The sequence below is a fragment of the Streptomyces albospinus genome, from assembly GCF_014648695.1.
In the GTDB taxonomy this organism is placed as follows: Bacteria; Actinomycetota; Actinomycetes; order Streptomycetales; family Streptomycetaceae; genus Streptomyces; species Streptomyces albospinus.
In genome coordinates, this window is record NZ_BMRP01000005.1 from 125,227 (window position 1) to 139,327 (window position 14,101).

Genomic DNA, 14,101 nt, shown 5'->3' on the forward strand with positions numbered 1-14,101 from the left:
ACCAGTAAATAGGGGCCTTGACGAAAACCGGCACCGTTTTGCCGATTTCCGGCCGGGCACCCCTTAGTGATCAAGTGGCGCGTCCGTTTCGGGTGCGAACGTGCCGACCTGTCGGATGTAAGTTGTCCGATGTTGAACAAGGGTGAAGGGGTTATTTGTGGCCCGTGCCACATGAATTCAAGATCAGTTAAATATTGGCTATTGTTCCCTGGCGGGGGGCCAAGGGCGGGGGTTCAGTGCGCATGCGCTGACCCCTTTTGTGTGCCCGGGATCTGGGAGTCATTCAGAGGCGTAAGGCAGGTTTCTCGTGGTCGCACATGGACATGACTCCAGCGGTAATGACGGTGTAGACGAAGGCGCTCGGGGCAAGGATGGCGGCGATGATCCGCAGCCCGCAGGCCAGTACATGGGCTTCGGCGCGCTGCTGTACCGATGGCGGAAGGCTGCACGCGGTCGCCCCACCCAGGCCAAGACGGCCAAGGCCATGGGCATAGGGGAGCGCACCTATCGCAAGATCGAAAAGGGCGCGACGCCGCCACGGCTCACCCCCGCGCAATGCGAATCGTTGTCGACCCTGTTCGGTTTGGACCGCGAGGAGCGCCGTGCACTCCAGCTGCACAACATCGGGTCGAATCTGAAACCACCGCGCGGCGCCGGCCAGCCGGAGCTGCAGCAGGCGCTGCGGCTGCTCATCGACCGGCAGATGCCCAGCCCCGCCTACCTGTGCGACCAGCACTGGAACATCCTCGGCTTCAACACCGCCATGGCCGAGTGGTGGTCCTGGGTGATGGAGCCGGGGGCGAACCTCATCCTATGGGCCTTGACGTCGAAGGAGGCGCGCGACCACTACCAGGACTGGGACATGCACGCCTCGGCCTACGTGAAGATGCTCAAGTTCGCCGAGGCCACGAGGCAGGACGACGACCCCGAGTTGCGCGCCCTGATCGAAAAGGTCAAGAAGGACCCCAAGGTCAGGCACATCTGGGACACCGAGAACGACATGGGTGAAACCCGCGACGGCCACGTGTTCCGCATGAACGTGCCGACGCTGGACTGGGAGACGGTCGAGGTCGTCAGCCATGTCCTCTACCCTGCGTCGATGCCGCAGTGCCGTTTCGTCGTGATCACCTGGGTCGAAGGCGGCGAGGACGAGCGCGATGCCCTCGGAGGCACCCGCAACGCCTGGGCCGCGGTGACGGCGAACCAGGACGACCTGGAAGCAGCACAGCGGCACGCACAGAATCGCGTGGCCGAGGACGCCGCCACCCGCTGGCGGCGGGAGGCAGCGGCCCTCGCGTCCCGGATGGTCGTATCGACCGCAGAAGAGGCGGCAGCGCTGGCCGGGGAGAGCCGCATCCCGATGCCGGCGATCAGCAAGCTCATGGGCCCCGACGCCCAGCTGACACTCGCGCCCGATCAGCACACTGTCGTGTGGGCAGTGGAAGAGGTGGCCGACTGCTGGTCCGTCACCCACGTCTCGCCCACCACCGTCATCGCTCGTATACCGAGGGAAGCCATGCAGGGAGAGTGCCTCGCCGAGGTCCACCAGCTGGTACGTGCCGCACTGCCGGCCGAGGCCGACGCGGCCACCGCGCGCATCGGACAGCTGATCGAACAGCGTGACACCGAGCAGCGGGTGCTGCGCCAGGTTCGGCACATGATCGAAGGCGGCGACTCCGGCGAGTCGGATGCCCGGCGGGGGCAAGAACTCTAGACCGTCAGTGCTGCGGGGAGGCCGCCTCGGTCGGCGGCTTCCCCGCGGATGCACATTCCGCCGTACCCCGCCCTCTTCACAGGAAGCCCCCCCACATGGCCAAGTACACCTATCCGCTCCCGCTGCGCTGGGTCGACGCGGACTCCTACGGGCACGTCAATAACTCGCGGTTCCTCACGTACCTGGAGGAGGCGAGGACTCGCATGTTCCACGACATGCTGCCCGCCGACGAGGCCGAGCGCCGTCAGCACGCCTTCGTGGTCAAGCAGTCCGTCGTGGACTACCAGGCGCCTCTCGTCTACCGCGAGGCGCCGGTCGATGTGGATGTATGGGTCGTCACCTGCCGGGGGGCGCGACTTGAGCTGGGATACGCGATCCGGGACGCCGACCGCACGTACGCCGAGGCCATCACCAAGATGGCCGCGTACAACCTGGACACGGGGAGCCCGCGGCGCATCTCGGAAGCCGAGGCCGAGTTCTTCGCCCGCTACACGGAAGCCTGACTTGCCCCCGGTGCCGGTGCATGGCCGCCGTCGACGTCTACGAGCTCGGCACCGGCCGGCCCCGTCGCCTCACCGGAGCGGAGCTGGCGTTCATCGACCGCTGTAGCGAGTCCTGAGCGCCGGGCGTTTCGCCGGTCTGCGGAGGGCGATTCGGCCACAACTTCCGTGCTACGGATCGTCGCTGAATTCGGAGCGCCTCGCCCTCCAGGCACTCTGCCTCTCATCCCCTGGGTATCGGCTGGGGGATCGTCTCTGAGCGGGGCCAGCGCCCCGTCCGGCGTCCGCTCGCTTCCAACCCGGTGCTCAGGTTGAGGCGGACGTCCGGTGCGCCGTGAGCAGGACTAGGCGGCGCAGCTCGCCGGCCGCGAGCTCGATGGCGCGCAGCTCCCAGTGGCCGCCGGTCCGGCCGCTATGGGTGCGCCGGAGCAGGACGCGCAGGCCCACCGCAAGATTGTCGGGGAGTCCGTGCAGATCTACCCCCGGCGCCTCGACGGCTTCCCGGCCGCTCGGCTCCAGGAACGGGGTGCGCTCGCGGGCAATGCGGACACGCTCGGCCCGCAGGAGTGTCTCGGTGGCCCCGTATACGGAGGCCACCGTGTCTGCGTCGTCTTGGGCGTGGTCCAGGAGCAGCCGGAGGTCGAAGATCACCTGGCGGGTGAGGTCGTTGATGGAGATGTCTGGATCCTGGACGACCTGTGCCGATGGCGGCTCGCCCTCTGCGTCCGCGGCGTGCTGGGACCAGGCCGTCAGGTGGTACCAGCGCCAGTGCTTCTGCTCGGGTGCCTCCACACCATAGGGGCTGGGCGAGTCCGGGAAGCGCGGTCCCTTGTGAGGGTTGACCCAGCCGCACCGGCAACCAGCCCGCAGACGGCCGGTGCTGTCGTACCCGAGGGTGTGGGACGCGGCATATCCGTCGAGGACCTCGACGGTTCCCTCGACGAGGAAGCGATGGATCCGCAGCTCATGAGGGTCTTCCGGCTGCATGCGCTTCCCATCGGTGTCGGCCGGCCTGGCTGTGTCCCGGTTCTTGGCCTCCAGCAACCGGGAGTGCGCCACGGTCATCCGAACGCCCTGTTCCCGGGCGACCTTTCGGGCCTTGGCCTTGCGATCGTTGCTGCCCCGCTTGGTCATGGTCGACTCCGATCGAGCGGGCGCCCACGCCGTCCCGCCCTGAAGTCCGCGGTGTGGACAGGGCTGAGCAGCGTGGGCCCTCGCCGGAGCGAGCGCTCCGGGTGCCGGACCGTATCCGGCGAGCCTTCGACCGGGCGCCGGACAGATGCGGCGTGGGCACGATGTCAGGCGGTCTCGGCGCGTGCACGACCTGCGCCGCCCCCAACGTAACGTACGAGGAGGGGGCTGTTGAGCCGAACCTGTCAGGTCTGTGCTGGTTACCCGATCCCGCCGTGTCCCTGCTGCCGCAGTCGGGCCGCCATCGCCTCCCGGCTCACCACAGCCATCATGTCGTCGATCATGGCTCTGGAGCTGAACCGGACCAACTCCTCCTGCAGCAGGATCGAACCACATGCCAGATGGTGCTCGTCCTGCTCATCGGGACGTGTCATTTCTGGCTCATCCATCGCTGTCTGCCCCTCCCAAGGCTGCACCGGCCGCGTGCACCCGGTACGTTGCACGCGCGGCGCCGGGTTCATCAGTTCGTTCTTCAAGTCGCCCAGCCGGTCGCGGTGACCATACGGAACTCGGTGCCCGGCGGACGTGGGGTGTTGTGCTGGGAGCTGCTCACATGCGGCCCGTGTAGAAGTCTCCGGAAGCCGGCGGCCAGGTGGGCATGACGGCCCGGGTGATGGCACCCAACGTGGCCCAGTCGCAGACCGGCTCGGCCAGGAGGTCCGCTACTCGGCAGATCACCAACGGAGGTCCCGCCGGGCCGTCGGTGGCGCCGTCGTCTCGGCCGAGGAGGGATGCGAGTTCGTCCTCGGTCAGTTCGAGCACGGTCACATTGCGGTTGGCGGCCACGAGGGATGAGTCGTTGCGCCCACCGAGTGTCCGGAGCCGGTCCATATCGATGCCGTCGATATCGAAGAGTTCGTGGAGGGTTCGTCGGCTGCGCTCGCGGTGATCACTTCCGCCGCTGAAGTCCGTGAGGATCGTCGGCAGTCGCAGCGCTAGGCCCTTCGGGGCCTCGCGGACAGGGATGTTGGACAGACTGTTGTCGCAGGGGACGAGCACGATCTCGCAGTCCGTCCACTTCTCGCGTCGGCGATAGGCGACCACGCTGGTCATCATGGGGTGGCACAGGAGAAGTTCGCTGGTGACGTGGTAGTCGGCATGCCGGATGCGCGCGCGCATCGACCACCACAGCGCCTCGTGCCCCGTGTCTTCGTTGCTGTGCACCCATTCCATCTCGGCACTGATGAGTGCCCTGCCGGCGTCCCGCAGGGCGGAACTCCACCAGAAGTAGCCGGTTGTCCGGGCCGCCAACAGGGGAACGTCCCGTTCCCCGCCCTTGCGTTCGCTTCCCCGCTCTATGCGCTTGAGGGCGATGGAGGCCGCTTCGGCCGCACCGCCGGCCACAGGCGCCGCGTGCTGCTCCAGCCACCGGCTCAGCAGTTGATTAGGCTCACCGCCAGGGACCATGACCACGAGCCGCCCGCAGACCGCAGCGGTCGGGATGTCCGCCAACAGGCCCCGCTGCAGCGGGGCGGAGACACCAGGCAGACAGCGGACGATGATCTCGTCGGCGCACGAGGCCGCCCGGCTCACCCAGTCATGATGCTCGGCGGCCATCTGGCTGCCGTCGCCCTGGCGCGGGACGAAGACGACCAGGCGCCCGAAGCCAGTCCACCCATCGCGCAGCGCATCGAGCACGGTCTGCCGCCAGAGCGACTTCTCGTCGGCATCCGCGAGCAGGACGGAGGCACTCCACTCCGTTGGGAACGGCCCTCCCGCGTGGACCACCACGAAATTGCGGTCCCACTCTGGCAGCGCGGTCACATCAGCGGCCGCGATGTCGATGCTCTCGTACAGATCACTGAACCGCACCGTGAACGATTCCGGCGCCGGTTCGATGGTGTGCCGCTCGTGATCCGCCTGCCAGCTGACGGCGGACACGCTGCCGGTGCGGCCCACATGCACACCATCAGTGACCTCGACCGTGGCCCCCAGCGACGGGTGCCCGCCGGCGCTCAGCAACTCGCGATCCAGACTGGCTCGGAGCTTGCCGACCGCCTGCTCGAACAGATTCACCCCGGTGTCACGCCACCGGTGCCCCTCGGCCAGCGTGATGCCGACCTCGTCGGACATCAGGCTATCCTCCCGGTCCTCAAAATGGACACCCTGCATCGAGTTCCACACGTGCCGGATCCGGCCCTCCACCGGATGCTGTCCACTGGACTCGTTCGCATCCGCCTCGGCTTCAGCCAGCCGTGTCCGGGTCCGCTCGGCCATTGCCGCCGCGGCATCGAGGGAGGGCCCGGAGCGTGGGCCAGGGATCAGTTCGGTGAGCTGTTGCTGCAGGACGAACGGATTGTCGATCCGGTAGCGCACCGATTGCGTGGAGATGCCCTCCACCTCGACCGACTCGTGGGTCGCGATGAGGTAGTAGACCAAGGCGAGAGCATCCTGTTCGTCTCTCGGCCACGGCCGGCTCTCCCGCGCTTTCGCGCACGCCGCATCCCACCGCTTGCCCACGAGGTCATTGCCCATGAACGGCATCGTAGACACGCGCAGCGTCGCGGAGCAGGGGTCCTGGAGAAGTCCAAGATCGGGCTTCCGCAGTCGCGATCAAACTCGCCGCCAGGCCGACTTCAGCACTGCCGTCCGACAGACACTGGCGCCGGCTACGCCGTCGTGGCTGCCCTTTGGACAATCCTGAGCACGCGGAATCCATCGGGGAACCCTCTTATCCGGGGCCGGGCTTCCAGGTCCCCTGGTGTGCACCCTCGTGCGGTGGCAGAGTGACGAACGAAGCCAGCGCATGGACGGAAGGGGAAGAAGCGAGTGTCCTGGATCAGGAGCCTTCAGCGCACGGGAGCCCGGGATTCGGACGCCCAGGCCGCGGCGTGGCAGGCCCAACTGACGCTCGCCCTGCGGGCCCCGGCCTGCGCGCACGGCGCGCACTACGACGACCCGGACAGCCTCGTCGGTGCCTCCGTCGAGCACAGCGTCCACGTGGACCGGGCGCTGACCAACCTGCTGACCGCACTCGGGCCGAATCACCCTCTGACCCTGCCCGTATTCGACGCGAGCCGGGCCTCGCACGAGCTGACCTTGCTCCGGGAGCCGTGGCTCGCCCACTGCGCGGAGCACGCGCTCCCGACCACCGACGACACCGTCCGCGCCCTTGACCGAGAGTTCCCCGCCCCGGAGCGTGTGCGGGCCTGGGCTTCGTACGACACGGCCCGCCGCCGCACGGAGCACCTGCTCGGACACCTCGTGCCACTCCAGGACAAGCTGGCAGCCTTCACCGGGCACAGCCTCACCGCTCCCCAAGGTCCGACTGCTTGAGGCAATCGAGGGCATCGCGGCCCCACGCGATCACTCCGCGGTGTTCCGTCCGTCTTTGACGACCACCATCACCTGTGTTGCAAGGACCACGAGGAAATCAGCAGTATCCGGAAGCAGGCGGTCAGCGGCCCGGCACGCTCGCGGCCAGGAGTAGCGCGGCGACACTGCCAGCCTCGGTGATACGGCCAGCACGGACAGCCTCTATGGCCTCGCTCAGCTTCCACCAGCGCACGGTCATGCCGATCTCTGTGTCGTCTCGATGGACTGTGCCGGCCCGCAGGTCGGTAGCGAAGAAGAGGTGAGTGGTCGCGGCCGTCGCGGCGGGCAGCGGGTCGATCACGCCAAGCGGACGCATGCTGCCGGCGACGAGCCCCGTCTCCTCCTCCAGTTCGCGTAACGCCGCCTCCTTCGGCTCCTGGCCGCCACTGCCACCTCCTGGAAGGTGAAGGACGCGCCGTTGCTGAAGGTAGAAATGATCCTCCACAAGGGCGACTTGGTCATTGTCGTCAAGAGCGACCACGCGGACCGCGTTGTCGATCGTGATGTGCTCGTACGTGCCGCTGCTGCCGTCCGGCCGGATTACCGAGTCGCGGTTCAGAGTAATGAAGGGACCGCAGTGCACCACCTCGGTCGCCATTTGCGTCCACCCCATACTCAATCCTCCCCGAGTCGCCGAGCCAGCGCCTCGTTCGCCGCCGAGTTCCGGGCACTGGGCGATCAATCCAGCACGGAGCAGCGGGCGACCACGGCAGCCACGTCCTCCTCGCTCAGCGCGAGGCGATGGACGGGCTCAGGATCATGCAGGTGCCTGGTGACGACCACCTCGAAAACGTCGGCACGCTGGTCGTCCGCATAGTGCGCGCCCAGCTGGTACCAGTGCTGGAGCACCCGCCATGTGACCCGATGCGGCGAGGGGCTGGCCTGCCAGTCCAACTCCAGGTGGTGATGCTCCGTTGCGGCGCCGATGGTGCGGCGCAGCTCGGCGGGGACGATCTCGGCATTGCTTGCCCGGTCGAGGATCTCCGCCAGGTCCTCGGCACACGTCGTGCGGGGCGGGAGCGTGGCGCCCAGACCGGGAGGAGGGCTGGCCTTGAGCGTGCCTGCGGGGCGATCTGCCCAACGCAGGTCCGCGCACGCTTGGAGCTGGTCGGCGTCGATGTCCACGGTGCCCTCGACGTCGTCGAGGTCGACCACATACCCGGCCGGCCCTTCTACCGTCTCGTTTCCGTCGTCGAAGATCCAGCCCGAGTCCCGTACGTACCCGCGCTGTCCCTCGAAGGCCCCGGCGGTGACCTCGACGCGGTCGAACACCTGGTGCCCGCCGTGCTCGGTGATGATCGCAGTCTGGACGACGCCTGCCGCCCAGTGCGTGCAGACCTCCAGGGCCGGGTCGGGCAGCCCCCCGATTCCCCGGCTCATGCCGCCCCACCGAGGCTCCGGGGCATCTGGCCCCCAGCCGCTCTCGGCGTGGTGCGGATGGCCCAGGAGTACGGAGCTGGAACCCTTCGTGGGGGCGTGCGGATCCCAAGTGCGGGTCAGCCATCGCCAGGTCTCGGCCACGGGATCGCCGGGCGCGGCGGTACGGGCGAGGTCGTGGCCGGCCTCGGGTAGGACCCTGGTGATCAGTGCGGCGACCTGCCGGTCGTCGCGCAGCTGCCACAGCACTGCGTTCCAGGAGATCGATTCGACCGGTTCTCTGTCGCGCAGGTGCAGGGCGTAGAACACCACGGCGACGATGTTGCGCATCGCCACGTCGTCCCAGCACATCTCGTCCATGCCGCTGATACTGCGTGCGGCGGTGGCCTCGGTGGCTCGCTGTAGGGCGTCGCCCCACGGCCCGGCGGCTGGTGTGTGAAGGGGCATCGGCTGACTCCTGCTGGGCTCTCGGTGCGTGGCCTCGACGACGAACTCTCAGAACGTACCGGCTGGCTCAACACGTTCGTGCCGTGGCACTGCCGGAGCGGGGACACCTTCGCGTCTCGGGGGCGGCGGGTGTTCAGAAGCGGACGCGGTAGAACGATTGCTCGCCGAGGATGTTTTCGAGGCCGAGGACCAAGGCGGGCTCCCGGCGGTCGTCGTGGACGTGGACGGGGCGGTCTGTGCGCAGGTGCCGCCACAAACGGGCAACGGAGTCGTCGGCGGAGTCGAGGTCGTGGCCGAGTTCCTCCAACCGCGAACCCCAGTGCCGAGGGACCTCCGCCGGGTCCTTGGCCGCTTCGCCCGTGCCGCCTGCGGCCAGCAGGCCGCGGACGTCGTCCACACCGATCTGGTCGACGCCGGTGTCCGCCTCACGTGCCAGCAGATACAGGGCGAGAGCCAGTCCTGCGCAGCCGTCGCTGATGCGCCCGTCGCCGACGCGGTAGCGCTTGAAATAGGGGCCGACCACGTCCAGAGTGCGCTGCCAGGCGTCCTGCCACAGCTGCGGGCCGCCTTCGGCGTGCCATTGCTGGAGGCGGTCCAGAACCGGCTGCCGGGTCGGCGCCCACCGGTCGCTTTCTTCCCTGAGATCAGCCACGAGGGTGCGTACGGCGTCAGCCAGCTTCCTGCCGTCTGCGCTGTCGCGTACGGCAGGCACGGACAGGGCGTACAGGACCTGAAGGAGGAACAGGGTCAGGCCGCGACCGCCGTGCCGTTCGGGCAGCTTCGGTTTCAGGGCGGCGGTCAGGGCTTCCGAGAGGTCGTCGCCGCTCAGGTCGAGGGCTTCGAGGAGGGCGACGTCCTTGTTGTCCGGGCCGAGGTACCAGCTGGAGGCGCGAGCCTGGTGCTCGCGCTCCCAGCGCTCCGCCAGCGGCGGCATGAGGCGGCGGGCCGCGTAGGCAGGGTCCGCCTCGCACAGGATGAGCCGCTTGAGCAGGAGGCGGCCCAGATCGTCGGGCCCGGCGTCGAGGGGCGACATCATGGTGACGCCGCAGCGGCAGTGCAGGGTGAGGGGATCACCCCAGCGGCCCTCGGCGAGGAAGGCGTCCCGGCTTCCGCAGGCTGGGCATGCCAGAACCTCCAGGCCGACCTCGTGGCCGTAGTTGGGCTCGCTGATGCTGGAGTCCTCGGAGATCCTCTCGTTCCAGTGCGCGATGTCGGCGTCCCACCGCTCCAGCAGGATCCGACCGGTGTTGATCTGCCAGACGTGGTCGGCGGGGTACCCGTCGGGGGCGTCTTCAACGGGCTTGTCTTCGCTGTAGCCGAGGTGAGGCAGGGCGACGCGACGCCCCTCTTCGGGTGTGGGCGCGGCTACTTGGGGCCCGGCGCTGTCGCTCAGGGAGGGGAGTCGGTGCGCGAGGATGCATGCGTGGTCGGTTTCGCGCAGGCCGTGCGGGCAGTCCTTCACATGCATCGCGATTGTGTGCCGGACGTACTTGCACAGGTCGGCGAGGAAGGCGCTGTCACGCCGAGCGAGGCGCTTGACCGGCACGGTGACGTCGTCGTTGCCGGGCGGGGCCACGAAGCCGCTCAGGATGGCCCCGGCCTGCTCCGGGTCCTTCAGCGCGGGCAGCGCGCGGGTGAAGACCAGAGTGCGGAGCTGCTCGACGGTCACCTGGTCCTGGCGCGCCTGGTGGTGAAGCACGGCGCCGAGCAGCAGCGCCAGTGCGTGGACGCCGTTGCCCGGGAGTCCCGCCTCCCGCTGCCCGAGCGCGTACTGGTGCCACGTCTCGGTGAACTGCTGGCGAGCCATCGGCGCGGTCGTGAAGACCCACTCGACGAGCAGCGCGCTGATCGCGCAGCACATCTCGGACAGCGTGTCCGCGTCGTCGAGTCCGGTCGTGTTAGCGATGGTCAGATGGCCGACGAGTAGTTCAATGGCGTAGTCGGCTGCGGCTCGTCGCTCGGGGGCCGTGAGCTGCTCGCACACCTCAGCCAGCGGTTCGGCAGCGGTGATGGCCCGCACGAGGCGCTTGAACTCCGGCGCCGCAGGGCCGGACGGGTCGTCGTCGGTGGTCAAGTACGCGGGGAGTTCGCCTCGGTTCAGACGCAGCGCGGTCAGCCGCGACACCTCCACCAGGCGTCCCACGCTGGCGGGATCGGCTGCGGCCTCGTCCAACAGCCGGTCTACGCACGGCGTGCAGCCGTTGACGGCCGCCCCCGTCAGGGCGCCGAGCAACTGCTCATTGACCGCTAGCCCTTCGGCGTCGGTCGGCCCCCCGGGCAGTTCCACCGGTCCGTGCTCGTGCGCCCCCATCGCGGGCCCCTCTCGCTCGACTCGACGCCACATTAGTGCCGTGCCGCGCCTGGCCGTATGCCGCCTGAGCAGCCCGGCTCGTACTAGCGGTTCCGCCCGCTCGTGAGGAGCAGGCGGAACTGACCCTCGCTTCCACACCAGCCGCACGTGCTGACGATCGCGGGCAATCCGGCCGTGCGCGCGATGGCCAGCAGCCGGCCGTGACCAAGGTCCTGAATGCGACCTTGTGCTGCAGCGGTGACCTGAGCTATGACGTTGCCAGCGGCGCTGCTTCGAGTTCGGTGTGCCAGGGGGTGGAGGGGAAGCCGCCCAGCGCCATGGCGACCTCCAGCGCGGTGGAACGCCAGGTGGGCAGGGTGCGCTGCCGCTGCTCGGCCAGAGTTCTGAGCCGGTCGCGCAGCCGCAGCTCGCACATCCACTCGTTGAGCGCTTCGGCCCAGGCGGCACTGTCTCCTGCAGGCAGGAGCCGACCGGGTCGCTCGAAGGCGGTTTCGCCGGGGAAATATGCGTGGCCCAACGCCTCCGGCACCCCGCCGACATCGGAGGCATACACGGGCAGGCCGCAGGCCAAGGCTTCCTGGACCACCATGCCCCACGGTTCCTTCTCCGGTGAGTGCACCAGGAGGTCGGCCCACGCGTAGGCGGCGTCGAGTTCGGCACCGGCCAGCGGGCCGAGTATCGAGACCCGGTCGGTGAGACCGGCCTCGGCGATCAGACTGTGGAGATGGGCGGCGTAGGCAGCATCTGGCTGAGCGCCGGCGATCTTCAACTGCCAGGGCAATTCGCGAGGGAGCGCCCCGAGCGCCGCGAAGAGCGTGGCGTGTCCCTTCCTCGGAGTCAGACTCGCCACCGACAACAAATGGCGCCCCCCACTGGGGGTGCCGGGCGCGCTGGGGGCGAGGCAAACCCCAGGAGGAGCCACATGGACGCGTACTCCCGGCAAGCCGTGGTGCTCGGTGAGCTGGGCGGCCGTCCAGCGGCTCGTGGCGACGGTGGCGTTCGCGGCATGCAGCGCATGGCGCTCGGCCTGGTCGAGTTCCCGAGCCACCTGCGGGTCCAGACCGGTCTCGTCGGCGAGCGGCAGATGCACGATGACCACCTGCCGCAACCGCCTCGACGCGGCCTGCACGATGTCTGGAACACCGCAGGCGATCAGTCCATCCCAGAGAGCCGTCGAGCCCTCGGGCAGAGCCTCCAGGAGACGGGACAACTCTCGCCCGTCGGCGCCTGACGGGCGGGGCCACGCGCCGGTCACCGGCGTCAGCTTCACCGGGTAGCCGAGCTCACCCAGCTCCCGCATCAACTCCAGGTCGTAGCGGTTTCCCCCGCTGGGGCGCTGCGGGTCGTCCACGCCTGCCGGTGCCAAAAAGCACACAGGGCCGTACACCCGTTGCCCCCCTGAACGACGCTGCGCCTGGAACGTGCTCACGACCGGCCTCCGGCCAGGGGCACCTCGGCCAGAACATCCCACTTGATCTCGCGGCGGTCGTGCCATTCCGCGACCAGAGTGAGCGTGGTGACCGGCACCCTCACCTCCCCAGCCGGAACGTCGGACAACAGCACCTTGAGCGCTGTGCGGTCGGCCAGGTGCGCTTCCGCTCCGGCATAACTGTGGGACAGGTGCGGATAGGTCGCCTTGGGAATCACTGGCCATCGGTCGCCGACCACGGTTTGCTGCGCCTGCCACGTCATCTCCCAGAGGGCCCGGTGCGGGGCACCCGGACGCCCTTTGGACTCGATGGCGACGTTGCCGATGTCCGGCCGCGAAAGCGCCACCTCGAACGGCGCGATATTGGCAGCCCGTTTGGTGACCTCGGCCACCAGACGGTCGGCCTCGGAGTCGGTAGCACTGTCCTGCGGGCCGGCGTGCAGGACCGTAATGTGCATCCACTGCGGCTGCACCGGGTACAGACCGGGCTGCTCAGCGAGCGTGCGATATGGCTCATACAGCTGGTCACGGGCGATGTCCGGGTCCGGAATGATCAGCCAGTGCAAGTCTCTCCGGCCGGGCGGCCAGGCGTGCTCGCGGTTCTCCACCCGGGAAAAGAAGTCCTCCACGCCAATGCCCCCTGCCAGTAGGTCACTCGTCGCCACGCTACCGGCTGGCGATCTCCTTCAGAGGCAGTCTCGGCGAACTGCCCGTGTTCCAGGGCTGGTTGTGGCCCACGATCCGTCCGCATTACCGTTCCTTGCTGATTGCCTGAAAGTCGATGCAGACCAGTGCCTTGTCGTCACTCACCTTGTAGCGGGGATGTTTGAAGCCGTCCGGATCTTCGGTGTGCTCGTAGACGTCGATGGTCTCGACCACCTGCTGCGGCCCGATGGCGGTGCAGACGTCGGCGAACGCGTCCCACGACCAGAGCCCGTAGGGCTCGACGCCAGCCAGGGCGCCGTCCGTCATGACCCACATGCGCTTGACGTCAGAGACGGGCCAGGAGCGCACCACGGCCTGGTGGGCGGCCTGCGGGGTAGCCTCGGCCACCCAGTACGCCAGCGGGTCACCCGGCTCGTTGATGTGCTGCATCTGGTGAACCCGCAGCTGCTGCACCACCTGGCGGTGCTCGGAGGACTGGAACCCGCGCCCGGCGTGCAGCTGCTCGAACATCACCGCCCTGTCCGGCGAGAGGCGGACGAGGGTTTCGAGGCGCTCGTCGCGCAGCACCTCGACGCCGCCGCGGTGCTCGACAACGACGGGCGTGTCGCACAGCACGAGCGCGTCGACCATGTGGTCGTGGGGGCGGTGCCGCACCATCGCCACGGTGGCCGCCGGCGAGGCCCCCGGGACCAGGTCGTATTCGCCGACCGCCGTGGTGAGGGCCTCGTAGAGCGTGGTGCGCAGGTCAAGCTGCTGGGCGCGCTCGTGGGAGGCGAGGATCTCCTCGCCGAGGGTTAGGGCGTACCAGCCGCCGCGAGGAGTTTCATCGGTGAGGGTGGAGACGCCATCGAGGACGACCACCAGGGTGGAGTCGGCATTGACGAGGATGCGGTCCTCGGACGGGCGGCCACCGCCGGACAGTTCACCAGTCGCTATCTGCATGAGGAAGCCCTTTCATCGTCTTCGTGCTGTGGCTGGAGGCGCCGACACACATGGTGCGGCTGACGGATAAAGGGCTACGGCTGCGCGCCGAACTTGCCGAGCGCTACCTGAAGCCCCGCGAGTTCCTGCGCGTAGCAGACCTGGAGGTCAGGCCGCAGGCAAGGTCGGGGCGGGTTCACTCCATCGAGCGCAAACAATGATGTTCTGTC

At 68.5% G+C, this 14,101-nt stretch carries 13 protein-coding genes; 4 read left to right on the top strand and 9 right to left on the bottom strand.

Annotation, left to right across the window (positions count from 1 at the left end):
• Positions 1 to 307: 307 nt before the first annotated feature.
• Complete coding sequence (locus IEZ17_RS09895; RefSeq protein ID WP_229852115.1) at positions 308 to 1,714, top strand: helix-turn-helix transcriptional regulator; 1,407 nt, start codon at positions 308 to 310, stop codon at positions 1,712 to 1,714.
• A 95-nt stretch (positions 1,715 to 1,809) separates the two neighbouring features.
• Positions 1,810 to 2,217, top strand: a complete 408-nt coding sequence (locus IEZ17_RS09900) for an acyl-CoA thioesterase (RefSeq protein WP_189298606.1) — start codon at positions 1,810 to 1,812, stop codon at positions 2,215 to 2,217.
• Between the two features lie 303 nt (positions 2,218 to 2,520).
• On the opposite strand, the gene IEZ17_RS09905 is transcribed toward IEZ17_RS09900, so the two are convergent.
• The 3 genes from IEZ17_RS09905 to IEZ17_RS09915 form a co-directional block, all read right to left on the bottom strand.
• Positions 2,521 to 3,348: a hypothetical protein gene (locus IEZ17_RS09905; RefSeq protein ID WP_189298608.1), complete on the bottom strand. Its 828-nt coding sequence runs from the start codon at positions 3,346 to 3,348 to the stop codon at positions 2,521 to 2,523.
• Positions 3,349 to 3,605: 257 nt separating this feature from the next.
• Positions 3,606 to 3,881, bottom strand: a complete 276-nt coding sequence (locus IEZ17_RS09910; RefSeq protein ID WP_189298610.1) for a hypothetical protein — start codon at positions 3,879 to 3,881, stop codon at positions 3,606 to 3,608.
• Between the two features lie 73 nt (positions 3,882 to 3,954).
• Complete coding sequence (locus IEZ17_RS09915) at positions 3,955 to 5,880, bottom strand: hypothetical protein (protein WP_189298612.1); 1,926 nt, start codon at positions 5,878 to 5,880, stop codon at positions 3,955 to 3,957.
• 294 nt (positions 5,881 to 6,174) lie between these two features.
• Between IEZ17_RS09915 and IEZ17_RS09920 the strand changes: the two genes are divergently transcribed.
• Positions 6,175 to 6,681, top strand: a complete 507-nt coding sequence (locus tag IEZ17_RS09920) for a hypothetical protein (protein WP_189298614.1) — start codon at positions 6,175 to 6,177, stop codon at positions 6,679 to 6,681.
• Between the two features lie 121 nt (positions 6,682 to 6,802).
• On the opposite strand, the gene IEZ17_RS09925 is transcribed toward IEZ17_RS09920, so the two are convergent.
• The 6 genes from IEZ17_RS09925 to IEZ17_RS09950 all read right to left on the bottom strand — a co-directional run bounded on the left by IEZ17_RS09925 (position 6,803) and on the right by IEZ17_RS09950 (position 13,892).
• The gene (locus tag IEZ17_RS09925) at positions 6,803 to 7,318 is read right to left on the bottom strand and encodes an NUDIX domain-containing protein (protein WP_189298616.1); all 516 of its coding nucleotides are present in this window, start codon (positions 7,316 to 7,318) and stop codon (positions 6,803 to 6,805) included.
• 80 nt (positions 7,319 to 7,398) lie between these two features.
• A complete protein-coding gene (locus IEZ17_RS09930; RefSeq protein WP_189298618.1) occupies positions 7,399 to 8,544 on the bottom strand; it encodes a hypothetical protein in 1,146 nt (381 codons plus the stop codon).
• Positions 8,545 to 8,677: 133 nt separating this feature from the next.
• Positions 8,678 to 10,855: a hypothetical protein gene (locus IEZ17_RS09935; RefSeq protein ID WP_189298620.1), complete on the bottom strand. Its 2,178-nt coding sequence runs from the start codon at positions 10,853 to 10,855 to the stop codon at positions 8,678 to 8,680.
• Between the two features lie 247 nt (positions 10,856 to 11,102).
• Positions 11,103 to 12,206 carry a glycosyltransferase family 4 protein gene (locus tag IEZ17_RS09940; RefSeq protein WP_308427619.1) on the bottom strand — a complete coding sequence of 368 codons (1,104 nt, stop codon included), beginning with the start codon at positions 12,204 to 12,206 and terminating at the stop codon, positions 11,103 to 11,105.
• Between the two features lie 74 nt (positions 12,207 to 12,280).
• Entirely contained in the window at positions 12,281 to 12,913 is a 633-nt protein-coding gene (locus IEZ17_RS09945) for a 2'-5' RNA ligase family protein (protein ID WP_189298621.1), read from the bottom strand.
• A gap of 121 nt (positions 12,914 to 13,034) precedes the next feature.
• A complete protein-coding gene (locus IEZ17_RS09950; protein ID WP_189298623.1) occupies positions 13,035 to 13,892 on the bottom strand; it encodes a hypothetical protein in 858 nt (285 codons plus the stop codon).
• Between the two features lie 23 nt (positions 13,893 to 13,915).
• Here IEZ17_RS09950 and IEZ17_RS09955 point away from each other — a divergent pair, with 23 nt between their 5' ends.
• Positions 13,916 to 14,092, top strand: coding sequence for a hypothetical protein (locus tag IEZ17_RS09955; protein WP_189298625.1), 177 nt, complete (start codon positions 13,916 to 13,918; stop codon positions 14,090 to 14,092).
• Positions 14,093 to 14,101: the final 9 nt, after the last annotated feature.

Coding starts and splice junctions, on each gene's coding strand:
- IEZ17_RS09930 (WP_189298618.1), bottom strand. CDS start 8,544: ATGCCCCTTCACACACCAGCCGCCGGGCCGTGGGGCGACGCCCTACAG.
- IEZ17_RS09950 (WP_189298623.1), bottom strand. CDS start 13,892: ATGCAGATAGCGACTGGTGAACTGTCCGGCGGTGGCCGCCCGTCCGAG.
- IEZ17_RS09915 (WP_189298612.1), bottom strand. CDS start 5,880: ATGGGCAATGACCTCGTGGGCAAGCGGTGGGATGCGGCGTGCGCGAAA.
- IEZ17_RS09925 (WP_189298616.1), bottom strand. CDS start 7,318: ATGGCGACCGAGGTGGTGCACTGCGGTCCCTTCATTACTCTGAACCGC.
- IEZ17_RS09935 (WP_189298620.1), bottom strand. CDS start 10,855: ATGGGGGCGCACGAGCACGGACCGGTGGAACTGCCCGGGGGGCCGACC.
- IEZ17_RS09905 (WP_189298608.1), bottom strand. CDS start 3,348: ATGACCAAGCGGGGCAGCAACGATCGCAAGGCCAAGGCCCGAAAGGTC.
- IEZ17_RS09900 (WP_189298606.1), top strand. CDS start 1,810: ATGGCCAAGTACACCTATCCGCTCCCGCTGCGCTGGGTCGACGCGGAC.